The 25051-nt window shown below is 72.4% G+C and carries 38 protein-coding genes; 4 read left to right on the top strand and 34 right to left on the bottom strand.

Going from position 1 to position 25051, the window contains the following annotated elements; genetic code table 11:
* Positions 1-127: 127 nt before the first annotated feature.
* From AFE02nite_RS12830 to AFE02nite_RS12840, 3 genes are read right to left on the bottom strand one after another with little or no spacing between them, the layout of a single operon-like run.
* Complete coding sequence (locus AFE02nite_RS12830) at positions 128-1339, bottom strand: MFS transporter (protein WP_052113748.1); 1212 nt, start codon at positions 1337-1339, stop codon at positions 128-130.
* Positions 1336-1899, bottom strand: coding sequence for an ArsR family transcriptional regulator (locus AFE02nite_RS12835; RefSeq protein ID WP_052113749.1), 564 nt, complete (start codon positions 1897-1899; stop codon positions 1336-1338). Before AFE02nite_RS12835 ends, AFE02nite_RS12830 begins: the two co-directional genes overlap by 4 nt.
* Positions 1900-1947: 48 nt before the next feature.
* Positions 1948-2859 carry a LysR family transcriptional regulator ArgP gene (locus tag AFE02nite_RS12840; protein ID WP_034246869.1) on the bottom strand — a complete coding sequence of 304 codons (912 nt, stop codon included), beginning with the start codon at positions 2857-2859 and terminating at the stop codon, positions 1948-1950.
* 85 nt (positions 2860-2944) lie between these two features.
* Here AFE02nite_RS12840 and AFE02nite_RS12845 point away from each other — a divergent pair, with 85 nt between their 5' ends.
* Positions 2945-3544 (top strand): LysE/ArgO family amino acid transporter, encoded by a 600-nt coding sequence (locus tag AFE02nite_RS12845; RefSeq protein WP_146819790.1) that lies wholly within the window; start codon positions 2945-2947, stop codon positions 3542-3544.
* Positions 3545-3661: 117 nt separating this feature from the next.
* On the top strand, positions 3662-4132 hold the full coding sequence (locus AFE02nite_RS12850) for a DUF5709 domain-containing protein (RefSeq protein WP_052114169.1): 471 nt from the start codon (positions 3662-3664) through the stop codon (positions 4130-4132).
* Positions 4133-4140: 8 nt separating this feature from the next.
* Here the strand turns inward: AFE02nite_RS12850 and truA are convergent, their stop codons facing one another.
* Positions 4141-5046 carry a tRNA pseudouridine(38-40) synthase TruA gene (gene truA / locus AFE02nite_RS12855; protein WP_146819791.1) on the bottom strand — a complete coding sequence of 302 codons (906 nt, stop codon included), beginning with the start codon at positions 5044-5046 and terminating at the stop codon, positions 4141-4143.
* 131 nt (positions 5047-5177) lie between these two features.
* On the opposite strand from truA, the gene AFE02nite_RS12860 reads away from it, so the two are divergent.
* Entirely contained in the window at positions 5178-5939 is a 762-nt protein-coding gene (locus AFE02nite_RS12860) for an ROK family protein (protein WP_034250121.1), read from the top strand.
* Here the strand turns inward: AFE02nite_RS12860 and AFE02nite_RS12865 are convergent.
* A complete protein-coding gene (locus AFE02nite_RS12865) occupies positions 5922-6671 on the bottom strand; it encodes an alpha/beta fold hydrolase (protein WP_146819792.1) in 750 nt (249 codons plus the stop codon). The two genes, AFE02nite_RS12860 and AFE02nite_RS12865, sit on opposite strands and share 18 nt — an antisense overlap.
* 54 nt (positions 6672-6725) lie before the next feature.
* On the bottom strand, positions 6726-8645 hold the full coding sequence (locus AFE02nite_RS12870) for an AMP-dependent synthetase/ligase (protein ID WP_186814556.1): 1920 nt from the start codon (positions 8643-8645) through the stop codon (positions 6726-6728).
* Between the two features lie 139 nt (positions 8646-8784).
* On the opposite strand from AFE02nite_RS12870, the gene AFE02nite_RS12875 reads away from it, so the two are divergent.
* Positions 8785-9666, top strand: coding sequence for a DUF1295 domain-containing protein (locus tag AFE02nite_RS12875; RefSeq protein WP_034243852.1), 882 nt, complete (start codon positions 8785-8787; stop codon positions 9664-9666).
* 71 nt (positions 9667-9737) lie between these two features.
* On the opposite strand, the gene rplQ is transcribed toward AFE02nite_RS12875, so the two are convergent.
* The 28 genes from rplQ to rplD all read right to left on the bottom strand — a co-directional run bounded on the left by rplQ (position 9738) and on the right by rplD (position 25051).
* A complete protein-coding gene (gene rplQ / locus AFE02nite_RS12880; RefSeq protein ID WP_034243851.1) occupies positions 9738-10313 on the bottom strand; it encodes a 50S ribosomal protein L17 in 576 nt (191 codons plus the stop codon).
* 55 nt (positions 10314-10368) lie between these two features.
* Entirely contained in the window at positions 10369-11367 is a 999-nt protein-coding gene (locus AFE02nite_RS12885; RefSeq protein ID WP_034243849.1) for a DNA-directed RNA polymerase subunit alpha, read from the bottom strand.
* Between the two features lie 136 nt (positions 11368-11503).
* A complete protein-coding gene (rpsK, locus tag AFE02nite_RS12890) occupies positions 11504-11911 on the bottom strand; it encodes a 30S ribosomal protein S11 (RefSeq protein WP_034243848.1) in 408 nt (135 codons plus the stop codon).
* Positions 11912-11957: 46 nt separating this feature from the next.
* Positions 11958-12335 carry a 30S ribosomal protein S13 gene (gene rpsM, locus AFE02nite_RS12895; protein WP_034243846.1) on the bottom strand — a complete coding sequence of 126 codons (378 nt, stop codon included), beginning with the start codon at positions 12333-12335 and terminating at the stop codon, positions 11958-11960.
* A 143-nt stretch (positions 12336-12478) separates the two neighbouring features.
* Positions 12479-12592: a 50S ribosomal protein L36 gene (rpmJ, locus tag AFE02nite_RS12900; RefSeq protein ID WP_034243845.1), complete on the bottom strand. Its 114-nt coding sequence runs from the start codon at positions 12590-12592 to the stop codon at positions 12479-12481.
* A gap of 85 nt (positions 12593-12677) precedes the next feature.
* Positions 12678-12899: a translation initiation factor IF-1 gene (gene infA / locus AFE02nite_RS12905; RefSeq protein ID WP_024286981.1), complete on the bottom strand. Its 222-nt coding sequence runs from the start codon at positions 12897-12899 to the stop codon at positions 12678-12680.
* A gap of 297 nt (positions 12900-13196) precedes the next feature.
* The gene (gene map / locus AFE02nite_RS12910; protein ID WP_034243840.1) at positions 13197-14051 is read right to left on the bottom strand and encodes a type I methionyl aminopeptidase; all 855 of its coding nucleotides are present in this window, start codon (positions 14049-14051) and stop codon (positions 13197-13199) included.
* On the bottom strand, positions 14051-14626 hold the full coding sequence (locus AFE02nite_RS12915; RefSeq protein ID WP_034243838.1) for an adenylate kinase: 576 nt from the start codon (positions 14624-14626) through the stop codon (positions 14051-14053). The genes map and AFE02nite_RS12915 overlap by 1 nt, the downstream gene beginning before the upstream one ends.
* Positions 14623-15921, bottom strand: a complete 1299-nt coding sequence (gene secY, locus AFE02nite_RS12920) for a preprotein translocase subunit SecY (RefSeq protein WP_034243862.1) — start codon at positions 15919-15921, stop codon at positions 14623-14625. The genes AFE02nite_RS12915 and secY overlap by 4 nt, the downstream gene beginning before the upstream one ends.
* 157 nt (positions 15922-16078) lie before the next feature.
* The gene (gene rplO / locus AFE02nite_RS12925) at positions 16079-16819 is read right to left on the bottom strand and encodes a 50S ribosomal protein L15 (RefSeq protein WP_146819929.1); all 741 of its coding nucleotides are present in this window, start codon (positions 16817-16819) and stop codon (positions 16079-16081) included.
* Between the two features lie 2 nt (positions 16820-16821).
* Positions 16822-17004, bottom strand: coding sequence for a 50S ribosomal protein L30 (rpmD, locus tag AFE02nite_RS12930; protein WP_034243836.1), 183 nt, complete (start codon positions 17002-17004; stop codon positions 16822-16824).
* On the bottom strand, positions 17004-17645 hold the full coding sequence (rpsE, locus tag AFE02nite_RS12935) for a 30S ribosomal protein S5 (RefSeq protein WP_034243834.1): 642 nt from the start codon (positions 17643-17645) through the stop codon (positions 17004-17006). The genes rpmD and rpsE overlap by 1 nt, the downstream gene beginning before the upstream one ends.
* A gap of 40 nt (positions 17646-17685) precedes the next feature.
* A complete protein-coding gene (gene rplR / locus AFE02nite_RS12940) occupies positions 17686-18057 on the bottom strand; it encodes a 50S ribosomal protein L18 (RefSeq protein ID WP_034243859.1) in 372 nt (123 codons plus the stop codon).
* 2 nt (positions 18058-18059) lie between these two features.
* On the bottom strand, positions 18060-18599 hold the full coding sequence (gene rplF, locus AFE02nite_RS12945) for a 50S ribosomal protein L6 (RefSeq protein WP_034243832.1): 540 nt from the start codon (positions 18597-18599) through the stop codon (positions 18060-18062).
* Positions 18600-18622: 23 nt separating this feature from the next.
* Entirely contained in the window at positions 18623-19021 is a 399-nt protein-coding gene (gene rpsH / locus AFE02nite_RS12950) for a 30S ribosomal protein S8 (protein WP_034243830.1), read from the bottom strand.
* Between the two features lie 55 nt (positions 19022-19076).
* Positions 19077-19262, bottom strand: a complete 186-nt coding sequence (locus tag AFE02nite_RS12955) for a type Z 30S ribosomal protein S14 (protein ID WP_034243828.1) — start codon at positions 19260-19262, stop codon at positions 19077-19079.
* A gap of 1 nt (position 19263) precedes the next feature.
* On the bottom strand, positions 19264-19836 hold the full coding sequence (rplE, locus tag AFE02nite_RS12960) for a 50S ribosomal protein L5 (RefSeq protein ID WP_034243826.1): 573 nt from the start codon (positions 19834-19836) through the stop codon (positions 19264-19266).
* Entirely contained in the window at positions 19833-20177 is a 345-nt protein-coding gene (rplX, locus tag AFE02nite_RS12965) for a 50S ribosomal protein L24 (protein ID WP_034243824.1), read from the bottom strand. The genes rplE and rplX overlap by 4 nt, the downstream gene beginning before the upstream one ends.
* A complete protein-coding gene (rplN, locus tag AFE02nite_RS12970; RefSeq protein ID WP_034243822.1) occupies positions 20177-20545 on the bottom strand; it encodes a 50S ribosomal protein L14 in 369 nt (122 codons plus the stop codon). The genes rplX and rplN overlap by 1 nt, the downstream gene beginning before the upstream one ends.
* A gap of 118 nt (positions 20546-20663) precedes the next feature.
* On the bottom strand, positions 20664-20939 hold the full coding sequence (gene rpsQ / locus AFE02nite_RS12975) for a 30S ribosomal protein S17 (RefSeq protein WP_034243858.1): 276 nt from the start codon (positions 20937-20939) through the stop codon (positions 20664-20666).
* Positions 20940-20947: 8 nt separating this feature from the next.
* Positions 20948-21187, bottom strand: a complete 240-nt coding sequence (gene rpmC / locus AFE02nite_RS12980; protein WP_034243820.1) for a 50S ribosomal protein L29 — start codon at positions 21185-21187, stop codon at positions 20948-20950.
* Positions 21187-21606 carry a 50S ribosomal protein L16 gene (rplP, locus tag AFE02nite_RS12985; RefSeq protein WP_034243818.1) on the bottom strand — a complete coding sequence of 140 codons (420 nt, stop codon included), beginning with the start codon at positions 21604-21606 and terminating at the stop codon, positions 21187-21189. Before rplP ends, rpmC begins: the two co-directional genes overlap by 1 nt.
* Before the next feature lie 2 nt (positions 21607-21608).
* Complete coding sequence (gene rpsC / locus AFE02nite_RS12990) at positions 21609-22436, bottom strand: 30S ribosomal protein S3 (RefSeq protein ID WP_034243816.1); 828 nt, start codon at positions 22434-22436, stop codon at positions 21609-21611.
* Complete coding sequence (gene rplV / locus AFE02nite_RS12995) at positions 22436-22843, bottom strand: 50S ribosomal protein L22 (RefSeq protein ID WP_034243814.1); 408 nt, start codon at positions 22841-22843, stop codon at positions 22436-22438. The genes rpsC and rplV overlap by 1 nt, the downstream gene beginning before the upstream one ends.
* A 35-nt stretch (positions 22844-22878) precedes the next feature.
* Positions 22879-23160 carry a 30S ribosomal protein S19 gene (gene rpsS / locus AFE02nite_RS13000; RefSeq protein WP_034243812.1) on the bottom strand — a complete coding sequence of 94 codons (282 nt, stop codon included), beginning with the start codon at positions 23158-23160 and terminating at the stop codon, positions 22879-22881.
* Positions 23161-23175: 15 nt separating this feature from the next.
* Complete coding sequence (gene rplB / locus AFE02nite_RS13005) at positions 23176-24012, bottom strand: 50S ribosomal protein L2 (protein ID WP_034243810.1); 837 nt, start codon at positions 24010-24012, stop codon at positions 23176-23178.
* Between the two features lie 29 nt (positions 24013-24041).
* Entirely contained in the window at positions 24042-24344 is a 303-nt protein-coding gene (gene rplW, locus AFE02nite_RS13010; protein WP_034243808.1) for a 50S ribosomal protein L23, read from the bottom strand.
* Entirely contained in the window at positions 24341-25051 is a 711-nt protein-coding gene (gene rplD / locus AFE02nite_RS13015) for a 50S ribosomal protein L4 (protein ID WP_034243806.1), read from the bottom strand. The genes rplW and rplD overlap by 4 nt, the downstream gene beginning before the upstream one ends.

A 25051-nucleotide genomic window follows, 5' to 3' on the forward strand; every position in this document is an offset into this window, starting at 1 on the left:
GTGATCAGGCGCCGCCCCCCGGGCGATCCCTAGGCGCGCCGAAGCCGCACAACGACAGGCCAGAGTACCTTTGCGGTGCGCGGGGGGTCAAAACGAGGACGTGGGCCGCGGCCGCCGCAGGCAGCGGTCACGCACCCGCCGCGCCGGGCCGTCCCTGCCGGCCGACGGCGAGCGCCGCGGCGGCCACGACCGCCACCGTGCACGCGATCAGCGCCCGGTAGTCGACCAGCACGACGAGGGCCGCAGCGCTCATCGTCACGAGGGTCTGCGGACCGCTGAGGGCCAGGCCGGTGGCCGCCGACGTGCGCCCCTGGAGGTGCGGGGGCGTCAGCCGCTGCCGGAGGGTGGCGAAGCCCACGAACACCCACGGGAGGCCGACGCCCGCGACGAAGGCGCCGACGCCGAAGACCACCACCGACGCGGTGAGCGTCGAGGAGATGCCCACGGCCAGGAGCAGCAGTCCCAGCGACACCGCCGGCCGCTCGCCCCACCGACGCACCAGCCGTCCCGCGAACGGCCCACCCACCAGCGCGCCGACGCCCTGGAGCGCGGCGAGGAAGGCGAGCAGCTCGGGCCCCCGACGCAGGCCGGACTCGATGGCCTGGAGGTTGGTCACGTTGCTGAGGCCCGTGACGGCCATGGCCGCGGCGACCGCGAGGGTGAGCCGGAGGAGGACCGGCGTCGCACGGAGGTGGTCGAGGCCCGCCGCGAGCTCGCGGCGGTAGCTGCCCGTCGGCTCCCCGGGCTCGGACTCGGTGACCCGCACAGTGAGGAGCACGGCGGCGGTGCCCACGAAGCACGCGGCCGTCAGCCCCACGACCCAGCCGACCCCGACCGCGACGTACAGGGCGGCGCCGAGCAGCGGCGAGACGAGGCGCAGGCCCTGGTCGATGGTGGTGAGGACGCCGTTCGCCGAGGGGAGGTCCTCGTCCGCGAGGAGGTCCCGGAGCAGCCCCGACTGCGCCGCTCCCGTGAGGTGGCCCGCACAGCCGTAGAGGAACGTCACGGCCAGGAGCAGGGGCACCTGAGCGGCGTCCTGGACGCCGAGCAGCAGCGCGACCGCACCCGCGACGGCGAGGTTGCTCACGACGAGGAGCCTGCGACGCGGTACCCGGTCCGCGACGTGACCGGCGAACGGCGCGAGGAGCACCGGCAGACCGAGGGCGGCGAAGACGAGGCCCGCGGTCGCGGTGCTCCCGGTCAGGTCCTTCACCCAGATGGCGAGGGTCAGGAACAGGACGCCGTCGCCGAGGTTGCTGAGCACCCAGGCCGCGCACAGGCGCCGGAAGGCCGGCAGGCGCAGGGCCGACGAGCCCCGCCGGACCGTGACCCCCGTCATCGCCGGTCCGGGTTGACGACGCCGAAGAAGGTCGCCGGACGCGCCCCGGGTGGGCGCTCGCCGGGGTCCTGCCAGCGCCCGCGGAACCGGTCGGTGAGGTGGGCCACCTCGGCGCTCAACGCGGCCAGCTCCTCGCTCGTCGCCCAGAAGGAGCTCGTGGAGACCGTCGACGCGAGGAGCCACTCGGAGGGCTCGTCGTCGACCGTCGCGGTCCAGGCCGCGAACCGGGCGGCCTCCCGCTCCACGACCATGCCCGCGAGCCGGGCCACCTCGCGCGCCGACTCCGGGTCGGCCGGGTCGACCGACAGGCTCCGATGACGGGCGACGGATCGCCACGGCTTCTCGCGGCCACGGCGCGGCGCCGGCTCGACGAAGCCGTGCGTGGCCAGCGACGAGAGGTGGAACGCGCAGCTCGCGACGCTCTCCCCCGTCAGGCGGGAGCACTCCGTGGCCGTGAGGTCGCGCTCGTCGAGCAGCTCGAGGAGGCGCAGCCGGAGCGGGTGCGCCATCGCCCGCACGCGTGCCCGGTCGTTCGTCGCCACCGTGCGGTTCTCGTCCATCCGCCGATGGTAGGAAATCAAGAAGTCTTAATCAAGAGTTCTTGATAATCAGCCGCGGCGACGGTCGGGAGGCCGCAGCGAGGCCGACGCCGCGCGCTCCACGCGGGCGGAGAGGTCGGTCAGGCTGGGCGCGTCGATCCGCCAGTGCTGCCAGTAGAGCGGCACGTCGAGACCCGCGTCGTCGAGCGCGACGAGCGCACCGGCGGCGACCAGCGCGGACGCTGCGTTCTCGGGCACCATCCCCCAGCCCAGGCCCGCCTCGACCAGCTCCACGAACGCCGACGACGACGGCACGTAGTGCACCGGCCGGGGCCCCGCGGGCGCCCTCAGGACGCGCTCCACGAAGCGGTCCTGGAGCCCGTCCTTGCGGTTGAACGTCAGGTGGGGCGCCACCCGCAGCCCGGCCGCCAGCCCGGCCGGACCTCCCCCGCGTCCGCCGAACCAGCGCTCGTGGAACGACGGCGCCGCGACGGCGAGGTACCGCATCGACCCCAGCGGGCGCACGCGGCAGCCCTGGACGGCCCGCGCATCGGCGGTCACCGCGGCCATCACCGCGCCGTCGCGCAGCAGCTCGGCCGAGTGGTCCTGGTCCTCCCGGTGCAGCTCGACGAGCACGTGCTCGGGCAGGCCGACCAGCGCCGTCGGGAACCACGTGGACAGGGAGTCCGCGTTCACGGCGACCGGGAGCCGCAGCGGGTCGCCGGTGCCGGCGACCTCCCGGACCGCCTCGGCCCGCAGGGTCGAGATCTGGCCGGCGAGCCGGACGAGCGCGCGCCCGGCCGCCGTCGGGCGGCAGGGGCGGCTGCGCAGCACGAGCACCTGGCCGGCCTGCTGCTCGAGCGCCTTGACGCGCTGGCTCACGGCCGACGGCGTCACGAGCAGCCGACGCGCCGCGGCCTCGAAGCTGCCCTCCTCGACGACGGCCGCGAGCGCGTCCAGCCGGGCGGGGTCGAGGTCCATGCAGGCAGCCTAGTTCAGCACTGCTAATCATCCCGAAGGAACCTGAACTGGTCTTCACTGGTGTCCCCGCCCTAGCGTCGCCGGCGTGACCGCAGCGACCCAGGGCTTCCTCACGTGCCTCGGCCTCATCGTGGCCATCGGCGCGCAGAACGCGTTCGTGCTGCGGCAGGGCGTCCGCCGCGAGCACGTGCCCACGGTCGTCGCGCTGTGCGCCGCCGCCGACGCCGTGCTCATCAGCGCGGGGGTCGCCGGCCTGGGGCCGCTGGTCGCCTCGCACGAGACCGCCCTCGCCGTCGTGCGCTGGGCCGGGGCCGCGTTCCTGGCCTTCATGGCGGGAGCGGCCGCGGTCCGGGCGGTGCGCGGGGCGGAGGCGCTGCGGCCCGCCGAGGACGGCGCCGGCTCCCGGGCCGCCGCGGTCGCCGCGTGCCTCGCCTTCACGTTCCTCAACCCGCACGTGTACCTCGACATGGTGCTGCTCGGGTCGCTCGCCGGGCGGCACGGCGACGGGCGCTGGGCGTTCGCCGTCGGCGCCGCCACCGCGAGCGCGGTGTGGTTCACGACCCTCGGCTTCGGCGCCGGCCGCCTGCGCCCGGTCTTCGCGCGCCCCTCCGCCTGGCGCGTGCTCGACGCCGCCATCGCGGTCGTCATGGCGGCCCTCGCGACCGGCCTCGTCGTCGCGGGCTGACGCCCGCTGCTCCCCGCGCGCTCCCCCTCGCGCTCCCCTCGCGCTCCCCTCACCTCCCCTCGCCTCCGCCGTCCGCGTCCGGATGCGGGCCGGTGGCGGCGGTGCCAGCGTGGGGGCATGACGACGCCCAGCGACTTCGACAGCGACCTCGCCGGAGGAGGCACGCCCGCGACGACGCCCGACCCCGAGACCGGCGCCGAGGGCGACACCGACCAGCTGCAGCAGGACGACACGCTGCTCGACCGGGGCGTGGACAACGTCCTCGACGAGGGCTACTCGCCGCCCGAGCACCCGACGAACCGGCCTCGCCTCGAGACGCACCTGGACCAGGAGCTCGGCGAGCGCATGGACGACAAGCTGGCCGCCGAGGAGCCCGAGGTGTGGGAGACCGACCCCGGTCCCGACGCCGGTGCGCGCGAGCTCGACCGTGCCGGGCGGCTGGCCGCCGCGGACCCCGACGCCGACGGCCTGCCCAGCGCGGACACGATGGCGGTGGACGTCGGGATCGCCGGCGGCGCGGCGTCAGCCGAGGAGGCCGCCGTGCACGTCATCGACGACCTGGCCGCACCCGACGAGCCGGACGACTGAGGTCCGCGTCACGCGCCGGCGTCGGGATCCTCGACGTCGGCACGCGCGCCGGGCGGCAGGGGGGCCCGGCGCGCCCGGGTCGCCTCGGCGCGGGCGGCGAGCTCGGCGTCGTCGGGGTAGGCGATCTGCTCCAGCGTGAGCCCGTGCGCGGGCGCGACGGCGCTCGCGCGGACCCGGGAGGCGAGCAGCTCGGCGGGCCACGTCTCGGGCTTGCGCCCCTCGCCGACGACGGTCAGCGCGCCGACCAGCGAGCGCACCATCGTGTGGCAGAACGCGTCGGCCTGGACGGTGACCACGACGAGGTCCGCGTCGGCCCCGTCGGTCGGTCGGACGACGTCGAGCACCTGCAGGGTGCGTACGGTCGTCGCCTCGGGCCGCGGCTTGCAGAACGCGAGGAAGTCGTGCAGCCCCACCAGCGGTGCCGCCGCGCGCGCCATCGCCTCCGCGTCCAACGGCACCCGGTGTCGCACCACGTGCGCGCGGCGCAGCGGGTCCACGCGCGTCAGGTCGTCGACGATCCGGTAGGCGTAGCGGCGCCACAGCGGCGAGAACCGCGCGTCGAACCCTGGCGGCGCGGGCGCGGCCCGGTGCACGACGACGTCCGGCGGCAGCACTCCCGCGAGGCGGCGGACCAGGACCTCCCCCGGGCTGCCGGCCATGCGGCCGCGCACGGCCTGCCAGACGTCGGCGGGGAGGTCGAGGTGGGCGACCTGGCCGCGCGCGTGCACGCCGGCGTCGGTGCGCCCGGCGACCGTGAGCCGCGGGTCGGGGTGGCGCAGGACCGTGCCGAGGGCGGCCTCGAGCGTGCCCTGGACCGTGCGCAGGCCCGGCTGCGTCGCCCAGCCCGCGAAGCCCGTCCCGTCGTAGGACAGGTCGAGGCGCACGCGGACGGGCGCTGCGTCGGCGGTGGTCACGAGGAACCAGGCTAGCGAGGCCGTGACCCGCGGCCGTGACCCGCCGCCGGGCCACGCCGCCGGGCCGCGGCTGCGGGCCACGGCGGCGCGGTCCGTGGTGCGCTCCCCGGCGGCGGCCTAGGGTCGGCGTCATGCCCGAGCTGCGCACCCTCGCCGTCGACTGCGGCGGCGGGAGCATCCGCGCCACCGTGCTCGACGCGGCGGGCACCATGCACGCGCAGCCGGTCCGCGTCCCGACGCCGTACCCCCTGCCCCCCGAGCGCCTCGCCGCGACCATCGCGGACCTTGCCGCGCAGCTGCCGCCGGCCGACCGCGGGACCGTCGGGATGCCCGGGATGATCCGGCACGGCGTCGTCGTCGCGACGCCGCACTACGTGACCGTCGGCGGCCCGCGCAGCGCACCCCGGGAGGACCTCGTCGCGGCCTGGGCGGACCGCGACGTCGCCGCCGACCTCGCCGCCGCGCTCGGCTACCCGGTGCTCGTCCTCAACGACGCGGAGGTGCACGGCGCCGGCGTGGTCGCGGGCACGGGCGTCGAGCTCGTCCTCACCCTGGGCACCGGGCTGGGCTCGGCGCTGTTCGACGGCGGCACGCTCGCCCCGCACCTGGAGCTCTCGCACGCGCCGGTGCGCCGGGGCACGACCTACGACGACTGGCTCGGCGCGCACGCCCGACGGCGGCTCGGCGACGGCGTGTGGTCGCGCCGCGTCCGCGAGGCGGTCGCCGGCCTGCGGCCCGTGATCCGCTGGGACCGCCTCTACCTCGGCGGTGGGAACGCGCGCCGGATCACGCCGCGCGCGCTCGCCCTGCTGGGCGACGACGTCGTGATCGTGCCCGACTCCGCCGCGCTCGCGGGCGGCGTGCGCGCGTGGGAGCTACGCCGCAGCGCCTGACTCGCGCGCGTCGACCTCCGCGAGCGCCTCGAGCAGCACCCGCGTGAAGGCCACCGGACGGACCAGGCTGACCAGGTGCGTCGCGCCGCGCACGACGACGAGCCGCGCGTCGGGCGCCGCGGCCAGGAGGCGGCGCTCCTGCATCCGGAAGTGGTCCCACTGCCCGTTGACCAGCCACACCGGGCACCGGGTCCGGGCCAGGTCGTCGAGCGGGTCGACGCGCTGGATGGCCGTCAGCAGGTCGACCATGACGTCGAGCGCGTAGCCACCCTCGGCGAGCGCGGCGCCGGCCTCCGGGGGCAGCGCCAGGTCGACGAGCCGCTGGTTGAACCACGCACCACGGTCGGGCAGCCGGGCGAAGCCACGGGCCGCCAGCAGCCACGCGCGCGTCGCGGGCTGGTCCGGCAGGCTCGAGCACCCCGCGGCGACGACGCCGGCCGCGGCCGCCGGGTTCCGCGCGGCCCAGTGCAGCGCCGTGTACCCCCCGAGCGACAGGCCCACGACGACGGCCCGCCCGCCGACGGCCGCCACGGCGTCGTCGACGGCCGCGAGGCTGCCCTCGACCGAGAAGCGTTCGCGGAGCCGCTCGCCGTGCCCGGGCAGGTCGATCGCGACCGCCGGGCGCCCCGCGCGCGCCAGCGCGTCCAGCTGGGCACGCCACATCGTCCGCGAGGCCCGCGCACCGTGCAGGAGCACGACCGGCACCCGGGGAACGTCGGCAGCGCGGGTCATGGCGACCACGCTAGCCGCGCGTCGGCCCGGGCCGGGCGGCGACCGGTCCCCGGGTCAGGCCGGGCTGGGCGCCCCGTGGTACAGCCGGTCGACGATGTCGCGGACGCGTTCGGCGATCGCCGCGCGCTTGAGCTTCATCGTCGGGGTGACCGTGCCGCTCGCCTCGCTCAGGTCGGCGAGGACGAGCGCGAAGCGGCGCACCTGCTCCGGCGCGGACAACCGTGCGTTCGCCGCGGCGACCACCGCGCCGATCGCGGCCACCAGCCGCGAGTCGTGCACCTCCACCGCGCCGCCGCTCGGCAGCTGGAGCGGGCCCAGGTCCGCGATGCCGTGCCGGTGCGCCCACGCCGCGACGGACTCCGGGTCGAGCAGCAGCACGCCGCCGAGGTAGGGCTTTCCCTCGCCCACGACCATCGCGTGCGCGACCATCGGCTCACGCTCGACGTACCGCTCCCAGTCCGCCGGGGACACGGTCTTGCCGCCGGACGTCACGATGACGTCCTTCACGCGCCCGTGCAGGACGAGCCGGCCGCGCTCGTCCAGCGAGCCGAGGTCCCCCGTGCGGAAGAAGCCGTCGACGAAGGCCTCCGCGTGGGCCTCCGGGTTGCGGTACCCGCGGAAGACGCCGACGCCCCGGGCGAGGACCTCGCCGTCGTCCGCGATGCGCACCGTCGTGCCCGGCATCGGGACGCCGACCGAGCCCGAGCGGATCGAGCCCGGCAGGTTGCCCGTCAGGGGCGCCGTCGTCTCGGTCAGGCCGTAGCCCTCGATCACCGGCACGCCGATGCCGCGGAAGAACAGCGACAGGTCGGCGTCGAGCGCCGCCGCCCCGGAGAGCAGGTAGTCGACCCGCCCGCCCAGGCGGGCCCGCAGACGCCGGTAGAAGAGCCGCTCGTAGACGGCGTGGCGCAGCCGGAGGCCGACCGACGGGCGCGCGGGCACGACGTCGGAGCCTCTCGCAGCGGGAGCTGCCGTGCCGGGGGCTGCCGTGCCGGGGGCCGCCGCGGGCGCCTCGTCGGCGGCCTCGGCGAGGCGACCCCATGCGATCGCGGTCCGCTGCGCCGACGCCCAGACCCGCCCCAGGTGCTTGTCCGCCGCGGCCGCGGTGGCGGCGGCGTGCACCTTCTGCAGGACGCGCGGCACGACCACCAGGAACGTGGGCTTCAGCACGGCCAGGGCCGGCACGACCTCCCGGGGGTCACCCAGGTGCGCGATCCGCATCCCGCCCGCGAGGCAGACGAGCTGGAGGCCGCGCGCGAGCACGTGCGCCAGCGGCAGGAAGATGACGGTGCTGCCGCCCTCGCGCACGACGTCGGTGTACGCGGCGGCGACGCTGAGCACCTGGCCCACGAGGTTGCGGTGCGTGATGAGCGCCCCGCGCGGCGCCGACGTCGTGCCCGACGTGTAGACGATCGTCGCGACGTCGTCCAGGTCGGCGCCCGTGCGGCGCGCGTCGACGACGTCGTCCAGCAGGTCCGCGCCGAGCGCGACCAGCGCGGTGAGGTCGTGGCCGGGAGCGGCGTCCATCGACCACACGGGCGCGGGGCGCCCGGCCTCCGCGAGCGCATGCGTGAGCAGCTCCACGTGCCGCGGCCCTCCGCCCACGGCGAGGCGGACGTCGGCGTCGAGCACCACCGCGGACACCTGGACCTGCGCGGACGTCTCGTACACGGGCACGACGACGCCGCCCGCGTACCAGACGGCCATGTCGACCAGCGCCCACTCGTACCGGGTCGGCGCCATCACGGCGACGGCGTCGCCGGGCGCCAGGCCGGCGGCGACCAGCCCCTTCGCGATCGCGCGGACGTGCGCCTCGAACGCGGCCGTCGTGACGGGACGCCAGGGGGCGTCGACCGGGGCACCCGGCTCGCGCACGTCGAACGCGACGGCGTCGGGATGACCGGCCACCCGACCGGCCAGGAGGTCGGTGGTGTTGCGCACGCCCGTGAGGTCAGCCAGGGGCGGGCTGGACATCTCTCGCACTGTCGTCCGTCTTCCGTACGGGCGCGCTCGGCGCGCGGCTGGTTGCTCGTCCAGGGAACACCAAGGTCAACCCCGAGTGTTCCCGAACCGGAGGGCGCACCGCCCGGACACCATGACGAAAGGTCTCGAGATGGACGAAGGACGACGCCGCGCCCTCGTGGGCATCCCCCTGGCCCTGGTTCTGGGCGCGCTGCTGGCACTCGCCGGGAGCCACGCCGGAGCGAAGGTCGGGGACGTCCCGCTGTTCGCGCTCGCCGTGCTCGCCGCCTTCGTCGTGCAGTGGGTCGCCTTCGTCCCCGCGTTCTGGCGGCAGACCGAGGTCTACTACGACATCACCGGCAGCATCACCTACGTCACCGTGACCGCCGGCCTGCTGGCGCTCGCACCGGAGCGGGACGCGCGGGCCGTGCTGCTCGCGGGCCTGGTCATCGTCTGGACCCTGCGGCTGGGCCCGTTCCTGTTCCGCCGGATCCGCCGCGCGGGTTCCGACGACCGGTTCGACGAGATCAAGCCCTCGTTCCCGCGGTTCCTGCTCGTATGGACCGTGCAGGGCCTGTGGGTGACCTTCACCGCGATGGCCGCCTGGGTCGGGATCTCCTCCACCTCGCGCGCCGGGCTCGACGCCCTGGCCGTCGTCGGAGTGGTGCTGTGGGTGCTCGGGTTCGCGATGGAGACCGTCGCGGACGCGCAGAAGTCGCGGTTCCGCGCCGACCCGGCGAACGCCGGCCGGTTCATCACGACGGGGCTCTGGTCGCGGTCGCGGCACCCCAACTACGCCGGCGAGATCCTGCTGTGGATCGGCGTCGCCGTCGTCGCGGCGCCCGTCCTCACCGGCTGGCAGTGGGTCGCGCTCGCGTCGCCGGTGTTCGTCACGCTCCTTCTCACGCGGGTCAGCGGGGTCCCGCTGCTGGAGAAGAAGGCCGACGCCCGGTGGGGCGGCCAGCCCGACTACGAGGAGTACAAGCGCACGACGCCCGTGCTGGTGCCCCGCCTGACGCGCGGGCGCGGCTGAGCACGACCAGCCGACGACGAAGGGCCCGGACCGTCACGGTCCGGGCCCTTCGTTCGTGCGTGCTGGGGCGCTCAGGCCTTCTCGGCCTCGTCCTCGGCCGGAGCCTCGGTCGCCTCGGCGGTCTCCTCGGCCGGAGCCTCGGTGGCGGTCTCCTCGACCGGGCCGTCCTCGACGACGGCCTCGTCGGCCACAGGCTCCTCGACGGGAGCGGCCTTCGGCTCGGCCTTCTTCGTCGCGGCGCGCTTCGTCGCCTTCTCCGCCTCGCGCACCGTCGCCTGCTTGGGGCTGACGGGCTCCTGCACCAGCTCGATGACCGCCATCTGGGCGTTGTCGCCCTTGCGCGGACCGATCTTGGTGATGCGGGTGTAGCCACCGTTGCGCTCGGCCATCATCGGCGCGATCTCGGTGAACAGCTCGTGCACGACGCTCTTGTCGCGCACGACCGTGAGCACGCGACGACGCGCGTGCAGGTCGCCGCGCTTGGCGAACGTGATGAGCCGCTCAGCGAGCGGGCGGAGCCGCTTCGCGCGCGTCTCGGTCGTGGTGATGCGCCGGTGCTCGAACAGGCTCGTCGCCAGGTTGGCGAGCATGAGCCGCTCGTGCGCCGGGCCGCCGCCGAGCCGCGGACCCTTGGTTGGCGTGGGCATCTCTTAACTCCTCGTGCAGGTCGGGGAGCCGGTCGCGAGCGGCCGGCTCGTGGGCTCAGGCCAGCTCGTCGTCGCCGTAGTCCGCGTCGTCGTAGTAGGCGGACGGGTCGTACTCCAGGGGGCTGTCCTTGAGGTTCAGACCCAGCCCGGCCAGCTTCTCCTTGACCTCGGTGATCGACTTGGCACCGAAGTTGCGGATGTCCAGGAGGTCGGCCTCGCTGCGGGCGACGAGCTCGCCCACCGTGTGGATGCCCTCGCGCTTGAGGCAGTTGTAGGACCGGATGGTCAGCTGCAGCTCCTCGATCGGCAGGGCGAGGTCGGCGGCGAGCGCGGCGTCGGTCGGCGACGGGCCGATCTCGATGCCCTCCGCCTCGACGTTGAGCTCGCGGGCCAGGCCGAAGAGCTCGACGAGCGTCTTGCCGGCGGACGCGAGAGCGTCCCGCGGGCTGATCGCCGACTTGGTCTCGACGTCGACGATGAGCTTGTCGAAGTCGGTGCGCTGCTCGACGCGGGTGGCCTCGACCTTGTAGGTCACCTTGAGGACCGGCGAGTAGATCGAGTCGACCGGGATGCGGCCGATCTCGGCGTCGTACGCCTTGTTCTGCTGGGCGGAGACGTAGCCGCGGCCGCGCTCGACCGTGAGCTCGATCTCGAGCTTGCCCTTGCCGTTCAGCGTGGCGATGTGCAGGTCCGGGTTGTGCACCTCGACGCCGGCGGGCGGGGTGATGTCCGCCGCCGTGACGGTGCCCGGGCCCTGCTTGCGCAGGTACATCACGACCGGCTCGTCGTTCTCCGAGGACACGACCAGGTCCTTGATGTTCAGGATGATCTCGGTGACGTCCTCCTTGACGCCCGGGATCGTCGAGAACTCGTGCAGCACGCCGTCGATGCGGATCGACGTGACGGCTGCGCCGGGGATCGACGAGAGCAGCGTCCGGCGCAGGGAGTTGCCGAGCGTGTAGCCGAAGCCGGGCTCGAGCGGCTCGATGACGAACCGGGAGCGGCTCTCGGTGACGACCTCTTCGGTCAGGGTGGGGCGCTGTGCGATGAGCACGGGTGGTGTCCTTTCGGTGTGCGTCCGCCATATGACGCATCACGGGTCTGCCGGGACTCGGTCCACCCGGCAGGGTCCTGCGGTGGTGACGACGGCGCCCGACCGGCCGCGTGCGGTGGCCGGGCGCCCTCGCGGGTCAGACGCGGCGCCGCTTCGGCGGACGGCAGCCGTTGTGCGCCTGGGGCGTCACGTCCTGGATCGAGCCGACCTCGAGGCCGGTCGCCTGCAGGGAGCGGATCGCGGCCTCACGACCGGAACCCGGGCCCTTGACCAGGACGTCGACCTTCTTCATGCCGTGCTCCTGAGCGCGACGCGCGGCGGCCTCGGCGGCGAGCTGGGCGGCGAAGGGCGTCGACTTGCGCGAGCCCTTGTAGCCGACCTGGCCCGAGGAGGCCCACGCGATCACGGCGCCCGAGGGGTCGGTGATCGACACGATCGTGTTGTTGAACGTGCTCTTGATGTGGGCGACGCCCACAGCGATGTTCTTCTTCTCCTTGCGCCGCGGCTTGCGGGCGCCGCTGGAGGTGCGGGTCTTGGGAGGCATGGGAGTCCTTCGTCAGTCTCGGCGGGGTGGCGGGAGGCCCAGTGGGCTACTTCCGGGCCTTCTTCTTGCCGGCCACGGTGCGCTTCGGGCCCTTGCGGGTGCGCGCGTTCGTCTTGGTCCGCTGACCGCGCACCGGCAGCCCGCGGCGGTGCCGAAGACCCTGGTAGCTGCCGATCTCGACCTTGCGACGGATGTCCGCGGCGACCTCGCGCCGCAGGTCGCCCTCGAGCTTGAAGTTGCCCTCGAGGTAGTCACGCAGAGCGACCAGCTCGGCGTCGCCGAGGTCGCGCACTCGCTGGTCCGGGTTCACACCGGTCGCCGCGAGCGTCTGCTGGGCGCGCGTGCGCCCCACGCCGTAGATGTAGGTGAGCGCCACCTCGATGCGCTTGTCGCGCGGGAGGTCGACGCCGACGAGACGTGCCATCGTCGTGCTCCTGTACTGCCGTCGGAGGTCCTCCGCACGCCGTCCCGCTGCTGCGGGCCCCGGCCTCCGACCGGGGGTTGCGTGTCTCCACGCTGACGTGCGCTGGTCCGCCCCGCGAGGGGCGGGCTACTGCTGGTCCCTGCTCAGCCCTGGCGCTGCTTGTGCCGCGGGTTCTCGCAGATGACCATGACGCGACCGTGCCGGCGGATCACCTTGCACTTGTCGCAGATCGTCTTGACGCTGGGCTTGACCTTCATCGTGCTTTCCTCCGCCGCCGCGCGCGCGGACCACTCGCGGCGACGGTTGCTCGTCGGACACCCCGGGCGAGGCGCCGAGGTGGGATTACTTGTAGCGGTAGACGATCCGACCGCGGGACAGGTCGTACGGGCTCAACTCGACCACCACACGGTCCTCGGGGAGGATCCGGATGTAGTGCTGCCGCATCTTGCCCGAGATGTGGGCGAGCACCCGGTGACCGTTCGCCAGCTCTACGCGGAACATCGCGTTCGGCAGGGCTTCGACCACGCTGCCCTCGATCTCGATGACGCCGTCCTTCTTGGCCATGTCCTCCGCTCACTGCGTGTAGGGGTACTGCATCTGGTGGTACTGCCTGTATGGGTACTGCCTGCATGGGCACTGCCGTGCCGTCCCACGACGACGCCCCGCCGGGTGGCGGCACGACCATCGGGGGAAGGAGCGTGACCCGCGGGCGCCGCCAGAGGCAGCGACGAGCGGAGTGCACCGCACCCAACGGGCCATCCTACGGCACGGGACCGCCATCGGCGAAACCAGGCCGGCCCGCGCGGGCGCCTTGCCGGTGGTTCTCCCGGCGTGGCGCGTTGACGACCGCCGTCGGACCGGTCACTCCGTCCAGGGCGCGACGGGGACGCCGAGGGCGCCGAGCCGCTCCGCACCGCCGTCGTGCGCGGTGAGCACCCACACGCCACCCGGCGTGACCGCGACGGAGTGCTCCCAGTGCGCGGCCCGGGAGCCGTCGAACGTCACGACGGTCCAGCCGTCGTCGAGCTCGTCGGTGGCCCGCGTCCCCCGGGTCAGCATCGGCTCGATCGCGACGCACAGGCCCGGCTGCACGCGGGGTCCGCGCTCGCGCGAGCGGTAGTTGAGCACCGTGGGCGGTTCGTGCATCTCGCGGCCGATCCCGTGCCCCGTGTACTCCTGCACGACGCCGTAGCGCACCCCGGCCGCCTTCGCGGCGCCCTTCGCCGTCGCCTCCACGGCGTCGCCGACGACGCCGAGGCGATCACCCGTGGCGAGGGCGGCGATGCCGGCCCACATCGCTGCCTCGGTCGTCTCCACGAGTGCGACGTCGGCGGGGTCGGCGGGGTCCAGCACCATGGAGAAGGCGGAGTCGCCGTGCCAGCCCTCGAGGATCGCGCCGCAGTCCACGGACAGCACGTCCCCCGGCTCGAGCACCCGGTCCCCCGGGATGCCGTGCACGATCTCGTCGTTGACGGAGATGCAGGTCGTGGCGGGGTACGGGGGCACGCCGGGTCCGCCGTCGACCCCCACGAACGACGGCGTCGCACCCGCCTCGGCGATGACGGCCGCGGCGACCGCGTCCAGCTCGGCTGTGGTGACGCCGGGCCGCGCCGCGGCGCGCACGGCAGCGAGAGCGTCGGCGACCACCAGGCCGGCGGCCCGCATGGCGCGGACCTGGTCGGCGTCCTTCAGGGTGAAGCGCTCCCGGCCGAACATCACACCCGGCTGCCGAGGGCGCCGAGCACGCGCTCGGTCACCTCGTCGATCTCCCCCGTGCCGTCGACCGGCACGAGCAGGGCGCGGGCCGCGTAGGCCTCCGCGAGCGGGGCCGTCTCGGCCTCGTAGATGTCCAGGCGACGGGCGATGACGTCCGCCGTGTCGTCGTCGCGCCCCTCGATCTCGGCACGCCGCCGCATGCGGGCGAGGAGCTCGTTCCGGTCGGCCGTCAGCTGGACGACGGCGTCGAGGCGCGTGCCGAGGTCGCTGAGGATCGTGTCGAGCTCGGCCACCTGGGCCGCATTGCGGGGGTACCCGTCGAGGATGAAGCCGTCGGCGGCGTCGGCGAGCCCGAGCCGGGCCCGCACCATCTGGTTGGTCACCTCGTCGGGGACCAGCTCGCCGCAGCAGGTGTACTCCTGCGCACGCTTGCCCAGGTCCGTCCCCCGCGCGATGTTGTCGCGGAAGATGTCGCCGGTGGAGATCGCCGGGATGCCGAAGTGCTCCGAGATGCGGGCGGCCTGCGTGCCCTTGCCGGAGCCCTGCGGACCCATGATCACCAGGCGAATGCTCATCTGAGGAACCCTTCGTAGTGACGCTGCTGCAGCTGGGACTCGATCTGCTTGACCGTCTCCATGCCGACACCGACCACGATGATGATCGAGGTTCCGCCGAAGGGAATGTTGGTACCAAGGTCCAGGAGGATGAACGTGATCAGCGGGATCATCGCCACGAACGCCAGGTAGAGCGAGCCGGGTGCCATGATCCGCGACAGGACGTAGTCGAGGTACTCCGCCGTCGGGCGGCCGGCCCGGATGCCCGGGATGAAGCCGCCGTACTTCTTCATGTTGTCCGCGACCTCGTCCGGGTTGAACGTGATCGCCGTGTAGAAGTACGCGAAGAAGATGATCAGGACGATGTAGAGCCCGATGTTGAGCGGGGCGTCCTGAGCCGCGAGGTTGCGCGCGACCCACTGCACCCAGTCCTCGGTGGGGTCCGCGAACTGCGTGATGAGGCCGGGGATCGCCAGGAGCGACGACGCGAAGATGATCGGGATGACGCCGGCCATGTTGATCTTGATCGGGATGTAGGTGCTCGAGCCGCCGTACATCTTCCGGCCGACCATGCGCTTCGCGTACTGCACCGGGATGCGCCGCTGGCACTGCTCGACGAACACCACGAGCCCGATCACCAGCAGGATGACGAGCGCCACGATGATGAACTTGGTGACGCCGTTGTCGCCGGTCGCGATGGACCACATGGCGGTCGGGAACTGCGCCGCGATCTGCGTGAAGATCAGCAGGGACATGCCGTTGCCGATGCCCCGCTCGGTGATGAGCTCGCCGAGCCACATGATCATCGCGGTACCGGCGGTCATGGTGATGACCATGAGGAGCACGGTCATGATCGAGTCGTCGGCGATGACCGGGACGGAGCAGCTCTGGAACAGCTGGCCGTTGCGCGCGATCGTGATGATCGTCGTCGACTGCAGGATCGCCAGACCGATGGTCAGGTAGCGCGTGTACTGCGTGAGCTTCGACGTGCCCGACTGGCCCTCCTTGTGGAGCGCCTCGAAGCGCGGGATCACCACGCGGAGCAGCTGGATGATGATGCTCGCGGTGATGTACGGCATGATGCCGAGCGCGAAGACGGCGAGCTGCAGCAGCGCGCCGCCGCTGAAGAGGTTCACCAGGCCGAGCAGGTCGTTGCTCGTGCCGATCTCGTCCACGCACTGCTGGACGTTCGGGTAGTCGACGCCCGGGGTCGGCAGGAACGAGCCGATCCGGAACACAACCATGATCCCGATGGTGAAAAGCAGCTTGCGCCGCAGGTCTGGCGTCCGGAAAGCTCGGGCGAATGCGCTGAGCACCTGCTCCTCCTGCTCCGCTTCGTCGGCGGTGTCGTCGTGCCGGCGAACCGGCCGGTGCGGGAGGACCCGCACGCGGAGCCGGTGCCGTGGGGCACCCTAGCCCAGATCGGTGGGACACGGTGCGGCCCGGGCCGACGAGGCCCGGGCCGCCCCGGTGTCAGTCCTGGACCGATCCTCCGGCGGCGAGGATCTTCTCGCGCGCGGTCGCCGAGACGGCCGTGACGGACACGTCCAGCTTCACCGCGACGTCGCCGACCCCGAGGACCTTGACCGGCTGGCCCTTGCGGACGGCGCCCTTGGCCACGAGGTCCTCGGCCGTCACCGAGCCACCGGCGGGGTACAGCTCGGCGAGACGGTCGAGGTTGACCACCTGGTAGGTGGTCTTGAACGGGTTCTTGAAGCCGCGCAGCTTCGGCTGGCGCATGTGCAGCGGGATGCCGCCACCCTCGCGCCGCTCCGGAACCTGGTAGCGCGCCTTCGTGCCCTTGGTACCGCGACCCGCCGTCTTGCCCTTGGAGCCCTCACCGCGACCCACGCGGGTCTTCGGCGTGTGGGCGCCCGGCGCCGGCCGCAGGTGGTGCACCCGCAGGGTGCCGCCGAGGCCCTCGGCAGGGGTGGACGCCTTGGGGGCGTCCGCCTTCGCCGCAGCCTTGGTGGCCTTGGCAGCGGGCTTGTCGGCCGCGGCCTTGGTCTCGGCCTTGGGCGCGTCGGCCTTCGCCGCCTTCGCGGGCTTGTCCGCCGCAGCCTTGGTCTCCGCCTTGGGCGCGTCGGCCTTCGCCTTGGTCGCCTTGGCAGGCTTCTCGGCGGCAGCCGTCTCGGCCTTGGCCGCGGGCTTGCGCGTGGGCTTCTTCTCGGTCGCCTCCGCGTCAGCGGCGGCGTCCTTCTTGTTCTCTGCCATGGTCACTCGACCTCCTCGACGGTGACGAGGTGCGCCACCGTGGCGACCATGCCGCGGATCTCAGGTCGGTCCTCCTTGACGACGATGTCGCCGATGCGCTTGAGGCCGAGACTGCGCAGCGTGTCGCGCTGGTTCTGCTTGCCGCCGATGACGGACCGGGTCTGGGTCACCTTGAGCCGGGGCATCATGCACCTGCCTTCGCGGCCACGCCGGCCTCACGCGCACGCAGGAGCGCGGCGGGAGTCACGTGCTCGACGGACAGGCCGCGGCGAGCGGCGACCGACTCGGGCTCCTCGAGCCCGCGCAGGGCCGCCACCGTGGCGTGCACGATGTTGATCGCGTTCGACGAGCCCATCGACTTGGACAGGATGTCGTGGACGCCGGCGCACTCCAGGACCGCGCGGACCGGGCCACCGGCGATGACGCCGGTACCGGGGGACGCGGGCCGGAGGAAGACGACGCCTGCGGCGGCCTCACCCTGGACGGGGTGCGGGATGGTGCCCTGGATGCGGGGCACGCGGAAGAAGCTCTTCTTGGCCTCCTCCACGCCCTTCGCGATCGCGGCGGGCACCTCCTTGGCCTTGCCGTAGCCGACGCCGACGGTGCCGTCGCCGTCACCCACCACGACGAGCGCGGTGAAGCTGAAGCGACGACCGCCCTTGACGACCTTCGAGACGCGGTTGATCGCAACCACGCGCTCGAGGAAGGCGCTCTTCTCGGCCTGCTCGGGGCCGCCGCGACGGTTGTCCCGGCGGTCGCCACGCTCGCGCCGGTCGCCCCCGCCGGCGCCCTGGGCTCCGGTGTTGCTGCGCTGCGGTGCAGCCATCAGTGCTTCCTCTGCTTCCGTACGGTGATGACGTGGGCGGTCACAGGGCCAGCCCGCCTTCGCGGGCGCCCTCGGCGACCGCCGCGACCCGGCCGTGGTACTTGTTGCCACCACGGTCGAACACGACGGCCTCGATGCCGGCGGCCTTGGCTCGCTCGGCGACGAGCTCGCCGACACGACGTGCCTTGGCGGTCTTGTCGCCGTCGAAGGCGCGCAGGTCTGCCTCGAGCGTGGACGCCGAGACCAGGGTGCGGCCGACGCCGTCGTCCACCACCTGGGCGACCATGTGCCGGCTGGAGCGGGTGACCACCAGGCGCGGCCGCGCGGCCGTGCCGGCGACCTTCTTGCGAAGGCGCAGGTGGCGGCGGGCACGCGAGATGGCCTTGCCCTTGCCCTTGATCGTGATAGCCATCGTCACTTACCAGCCTTTCCGGCCTTACGACGGACGACCTCGCCCGCGTACCGCACACCCTTGCCCTTGTACGGCTCGGGCTTGCGGATCTTGCGGATGTTCGCGGCGACTTCGCCCACCTGCTGCTTGTCGATGCCGCTGACGGCGAACTTGGTCGGCGACGTCACCTCGAAGGTGATGCCGTCGGGCGCCGTGACGACGACCGGGTGGCTGAAGCCGAGCGCGAACTCCAGGTCGGCGCCCTTGGCGACGACGCGGTAACCCGTGCCGACGATCTCGAGGCGCTTGGTGTAGCCCTCGGTCACGCCCGTCACCAGGTTGGCGATCAGCGTGCGGGTGAGCCCGTGCAGCGAGCGCGAGAGGCGCTCGTCGTCGGGCCGGGTGACGACGATCGCGCCGCTCTCGTCGCGGGCGACCTGGATGGGCGCCGGCACGGTGTGCTCGAGCGTCCCCTTGGGGCCCTTGACGGTCACCTGCGCGCCGTCGATCGTGACATCCACCCCGGCCGGGACCGGGACGGGGACCTTGCCGATGCGAGACATGGCTGCTCCTCTCCCTCTCTCGGCTACCAGACGTAGGCGAGGACTTCCCCGCCCACACCCTTGGAGGCTGCCTGCTTGTCGGTCAGCAGGCCGGACGACGTGGACAGGATCGCCACGCCGAGGCCGCCCAGGACCCGAGGCAGGTTGGTGGACTTCGCGTACACACGCAGGCCCGGCTTGGACACGCGGCGGACGCCCGCGAGCGAACGCTCGCGGTTCGGGCCGAACTTCAGCTGGATCGTGAGGTTCTTGCCCACGGGGGCGTCCTCGACGGTCCAGCTCGCGATGTAACCCTCGGACTTGAGGATCTCCGCGATGTTGGCCTTGAGCTTGGAGTACGGCATGGTCACGGAATCGTGGTACGCCGAGTTGGCGTTCCGCAGTCGCGTGAGCATGTCCGCGATGGGGTCGGTCATCGTCATCGGGCTTGAGCCCTTCCTCGCCGTGGTATCCCTCCCGGGACCGGCGGCGTAGTGGTTACCAGCTGCTCTTGGTGACGCCGGGAAGCTCGCCGCGGTGCGCCATCTCGCGCACGCAGATGCGGCAGAGGCCGAACTTGCGGTACACGGCGCGCGGACGGCCGCACTTCTGGCACCGGCTGTAGGCACGGACGGCGAACTTCTGCTTCCGCGCCGCCTTGTTGATCAGGGCGGTCTTCGCCATGTCAGTCCTCCTTGAAGGGGAAGCCGAGACGGCGGAGCAGCGAGCGGCCCTCGTCGTCGTTGGTGGCCGTCGTCACGAGGGTGATGTCCATGCCGCGCACCCGGTCGATCCGGTCGGGGTCGATCTCGTGGAACATCACCTGCTCGGTGAGGCCGAACGTGTAGTTGCCCTGGCCGTCGAACTGCTGCGCCGACAGGCCGCGGAAGTCGCGGATCCGGGGCAGCGCCAGCGTGATCAGCCGGTCCACGAACTCCCACATGCGGTCGCCGCGCAGCGTGGTGTGCGCGCCGATCGGCATGCCCTCGCGCAGCTTGAACTGCGCGATGGACTTGCGGGCCTTGGTGACCTGCGGCTTCTGGCCGGTGATGGTCGTCAGGTCGCGGACGGCGCCCTCGATGAGCTTCGAGTCGCGCGCGGCCTCGCCGACGCCCATGTTCACGACGACCTTGACCAGCTTGGGCACCTGGTTGACGTTCGTGTAGCCGAACTCCTCGCGCAGCGCGGGGAGGATCTCCGCGGCGTAGCGAGCCTTCAGCCGCGGCGCAGTGCGCGGGGCGACCGTCGTGTCACTCATGCGATGTCCTTACCGGAACGCTTGGCCACGCGGACCCGGACAGTCCGGGTGCGCCCGTCGCGCTCGATCTCCTCGGTGCGGTAGCCGACCCGGGTGCCCTTCTTGGTCTCCGGGTCGACCAGCATCACGTTGCTGACGTGGATGGGGGCCTCGACCGTCTCGATGCCACCCGTGCGGGTGCCGCGGTTGGTGCGGCCGGCCTTGACGTGCTTGGTCACCCGCTGCACGCCCTCGACCACGACGCGGTCCTGCTCGGTGATCACCTCGAGGACGCGCCCCTGCTTGCCGCGGTCCCGGCCCGCGATGACGACGACGAGGTCGCCCTTCTTGATCTTCGCCATCACAGCACCTCCGGGGCCAGCGAGATGATCTTCATGAAGCGCTTGTCCCGCAGCTCGCGGCCCACCGGGCCGAAGATGCGCGTCCCGCGGGGCTCGTTGTCGCCCTTGAGGATCACGGCGGCGTTCTCGTCGAACTTGATGTACGAGCCGTCCGGCCGACGCCGCTCCTTGGTCGTGCGCACGACGACGGCCTTGACGACGTCGCCCTTCTTGACGTTCCCGCCGGGGATCGCGTCCTTGACGGTGGCGACGATGATGTCGCCGATGCCGGCGTAGCGACGCCCGGATCCACCGAGAACACGGATGCAGAGGATCTGCTTCGCACCCGTGTTGTCGGCGACCTTCAGTCGCGTCTCCTGCTGGATCATGTCCTCGAACTCCTGTCGTCGTGCTGGTTCTCGCGGCAGCCCTCAGGCCGGGCGAGCCTTGCCGAACGGATGGTGGTCTGGCGGTCGGGGCGGTGGTCCGCCCGGCCGGGCTGGACGACTACTTCGCCTTCTCCAGGATCTCCACGAGCCGCCAGCGCTTGGTCGCCGACAGCGGGCGGGTCTCCATGATCAGGATCAGGTCGCCGACGCCGGCCGCGTTCGCCTCGTCGTGCACCTTGACCTTGCTCGTGCGCCGCATGACCTTGCCGTAGAGCGGGTGCTTGACCCGGTCCTCGACCTCGACCACAACGGTCTTGTCCATCTTGTCGCTGACCACGTAGCCACGCCGCGTCTTGCGGTACGGCCGGGCCTCAGTGGTGATCGTCTCGCTCATCTCTGCCTTCACTCCGCCGGGGTCGGTGCAGTGCGGATGCCGAGCTCGCGCTCACGCAGGATCGTGTAGATCCGCGCGATGTCGCGACGCACGGCCTTCAGCCGGCCATGGCTCTCGAGCTGTCCGGTCGCGGACTGGAACCGCAGGTTGAACAGCTCCTCCTTGGCCTTCTTCAGCTCCGCCGCCAGGGCGTCGTCGTCCATCCCGTCCAGCTGGTCGGGCAGGAGAGCCTTCGAACCGATGGCCATCAGACGGCACTCCCCTCACGCACGATGAACCGGCACTTCATCGGGAGCTTGTGCATCGCACGGCGCATGGCCTCGCGGGCCAGGGGCTCCGGGACGCCGGCGAGCTCGAACATGACACGGCCGGGCTTGACGTTGGCCACCCACCACTCGGGCGAACCCTTACCGGATCCCATACGGGTCTCGGCCGGCTTCTTGGTGATGGGACGGTCCGGGTAGATGTTGATCCAGACCTTGCCGCCACGCTTGATGTGGCGGGTCATGGCGATACGGGCCGCCTCGATCTGCCGGTTCGTGACGTAGGCGGGCTCGAGGGCCTGGATCCCGAAGTCGCCGAAGGCGATCTGGGTACCACCGGTGGCGGCGCCGGAGCGGCCGGGGTGGTGCTGCTTACGGTGCTTCAGCCTGCGCGGGATCAGCATCGTCAGGCCTCCGTTCCGCTCGTGGTGGTCTCCGTGGCCTCAGCGGCGACCGGGGCCGGAGCCTCGGCAGCAGCCTCGGCGGGGGCCTCGGTGCGCTCGCGACGCGGGCCGCGGGCGGGCCGGTCCGGACGGTCGCCGCGACCGCGCGGGGCGCGGGGGGCCTGCGTGGCCTGCTCGCGGGCGAACTCCTTCTCGGTCATGTCGCCCTTGTAGATCCAGACCTTCACTCCGATCTGGCCGAAGGTGGTCCGGGCCTCGAAGGTGCCGAAGTCGATGTTCGCGCGGAGCGTGTGCAGCGGCACACGACCCTCGCGGTAGAACTCCGACCGGCTCATCTCGGCGCCGCCGAGGCGGCCGGAGCACTGGACGCGGACGCCCTTGGCGCCGGCGCGCTGGGCGGACTGCATGCCCTTGCGCATCGCGCGGCGGAACGAGACGCGGCTCGCGAGCTGCTCGGCGATGCCCTGGGCGACCAGCTGGGCCTCGAGCTCGGCGTTCTTGACCTCGAGGATGTTCAGCTGGACCTGCTTGCCCGTGAGCTTCTCGAGCTCGCCGCGGATGCGGTCGGCCTCGGCGCCACGACGACCGATGACGATGCCCGGCCGGGCCGTGTGGATGTCCACACGGACGCGGTCACGCGTGCGCTCGATCTCGACCTTGGCGATACCGGCACGCTCGAGGCCGGTGGCCATGAGCTTGCGGATCTGCACGTCCTCGCGGATGTAGTCGCGGTAGCGCTGCCCGGGCTTGGTGCTGTCGGCGAACCAGCGCGACCGGTGGTCGGTCGTGATCCCGAGGCGGTACCCGTGCGGGTTGACCTTCTGTCCCACTAGCGGGTCCTCCCCTTCTTGGTCGTGGCGGCGCCACCAGTGGCGGCGGCAGCCTTGGTCGGCGCCGGAGCGACGACCACGGTGATGTGGCTGGTGCGCTTGAGGATCCGGGACGCGCGACCCTGTGCGCGCGGCCGGAACCGCTTGAGCGTCGGGCCCTCGTCCACGAACGCCTCGCTGACGACCAGCGAACCGGCGTCGAACGACTCCCCTGCCCGGTCGGCCTTGACGCGCGCGTTCGCGATCGCGCTCTCGACGACCTTGCGGACCGGCTCGCTCGCGGCCTGCGGCGCGAACCGCAGCGTGGCGACGGCGTCCGTCGCCTTCTGCCCGCGGATGAGGTCGACGACGCGCCGGGCCTTCATGGGCGTGACACGGATGAACCGCGCCTGCGCCTTGGCTTCCATTGCTGTCCTGCCTTCTCGTGTCGACGGCTCGCCGGTCAGCGCCGGCGGGCCTTCCGGTCGTCCTTCTCGTGGCCGCGGAAGGTCCGCGTCGGGGCGAACTCACCGAGCTTGTGGCCGACCATCGACTCGGTCACGAAGACCGGGACGTGCTTGCGACCGTCGTGCACGGCGAACGTGTGGCCCAGGAAGTCGGGCGTGATCATCGATCGGCGAGACCAGGTCTTGATGACCGTCTTGCCGCCCTTCTCGTTCAGCGCGTCCACCTTCTTCTGCAGGTGGCCGTCGACGAAGGGGCCCTTCTTGAGGCTCCGTGGCATCTGTCTGGCTCCTTGTCAGCGCTTCTTGCCGGTGCGCCGGCGGCGGACGATCATCGCGTCGCTGGCCTTGTTCGGGTGACGGGTGCGGCCCTCAGGCTGACCCCACGGCGAGACGGGGTTCCGACCACCGGAGGTCTTGCCCTCACCACCACCGTGCGGGTGGTCGATCGGGTTCATGGCGACGCCACGCACCGTGGGCTTGCGGCCCTTCCAGCGCATGCGCCCGGCCTTGCCCCAGTTGATGTTCGACTGCTCGGCGTTGCCGACCTCGCCGACCGTCGCGCGGCAGCGGACGTCGACGTTGCGGATCTCGCCGGACGGCATGCGCAGCTGCGCGAACCGCCCTTCCTTGGCGACCAGCTGCACCGAGGCGCCGGCCGAGCGGGCGATCTTCGCGCCGCCGCCCGGGCGGAGCTCGATCGCGTGCACGACGGTGCCCGTCGGGATGTTGCGCAGCGGGAGGTTGTTGCCGGGCTTGATGTCGGCGCCCGGACCGTTCTCCACCACGTCGCCCTGGCTCAGCTTGTTCGGCGCGAGGATGTAGCGCTTCTCGCCGTCGGCGTAGTGCAGCAGCGCGATGCGGGCGGTGCGGTTCGGGTCGTACTCGATGTGAGCGACCTTCGCCGGCACGCCGTCCTTGTCGTTGCGACGGAAGTCGATGACGCGGTACGCGCGCTTGTGGCCACCGCCGATGTGACGCGTGGTGATCCGGCCCTCGCTGTTGCGGCCACCCGACTTCGGCAGCGGACGCACCAGCGACTTCTCCGGGGTGCTACGCGTGATCTCGACGAAGTCGGCCACGCTCGAGCCGCGGCGACCCGGCGTCGTCGGCTTGTACTTGCGGATTCCCATGACGTGTCAGTCCTTGGTCTCGTCGCCGGTCAGCCGACCGGGCCCCCGAAGATGTCGATCGTGCCCTCGCGGAGCGTCACGATCGCGCGCTTGACGTCCTTGCGACGGCCGATGCCGAAGCGGGTGCGGCGCGCCTTGCCCTTGCGGCTGATCGTGTTCACTGCCGCGACCTTCACGCCGAAAATCTGCTCGACGGCGATCTTGATCTCGGTCTTGTTCGAACGGGGGTCCACCTCGAAGGTGTACTTGCCCTCGTCGAGCAGGCCGTAGCTCTTCTCCGAGACCACGGGGGCGATGAGCACGTCCCGCGGGTCCTTGTTCAGCGTGGTCACTTGCTCTCCTCCGCCTCGAGGGCCGAAGCCTCGGTGGACGTGGCCACGGCCTTCGCGCCCCGCCCGGTCGGCCGCGCGAGGAAGGCCTCGAGCGCACCGCGGGTGAACACGACGTCGTCGGACACGAGCACGTCGTACGTGTTGAGCTGGTCGGCCCAGAGGACGTGCACCTGCTGCGCGTTGCGCAGCGACTTGATGCTGAGCTCGTCGGTGCGCTCCAGGACCACCAGCACGCTGCGGCGGTTGCTCACCGTGGCGAGGATCTCGAGCGCCGTCTTCGTGGACGGGGCACCGTCGGCGCCGAGGAAGCCCTCGACGACGTGCACGCGGCCGGCACGGGCCCGGTCGGACAGGGCACCACGGAGCGCGGCGGCCTTCATCTTCTTGGGCGTCCGCTGGGTGTAGTCGCGCGGGACCGGACCGTGGACGGTGCCACCGCCGGTGAACTGCGGCGCGCGGGTCGAGCCCTGGCGGGCGCGGCCGGTGCCCTTCTGCTTGAAGGGCTTCTTGCCGCCACCGGAGACCTCACCGCGCGTCTTCGCCTTGGCGGTGCCCTGACGGGCGGCAGCCAGCTGCGCGACGACGACCTGGTGGATCAGCGGCACGTTGGTCTGGACGTCGAAGACCTCAGCGGGGAGCTCGGCCGTACCGGCCTTCTCGCCCTTGGCGTCGAGGACGTCGACGGTCAGCGTGGTGGACTCGGTCAT

Origin of the sequence: Actinotalea fermentans, from assembly GCF_007991475.1 — a bacterium.
Lineage (GTDB): Bacteria > Actinomycetota > Actinomycetes > Actinomycetales > Cellulomonadaceae > Actinotalea > Actinotalea fermentans.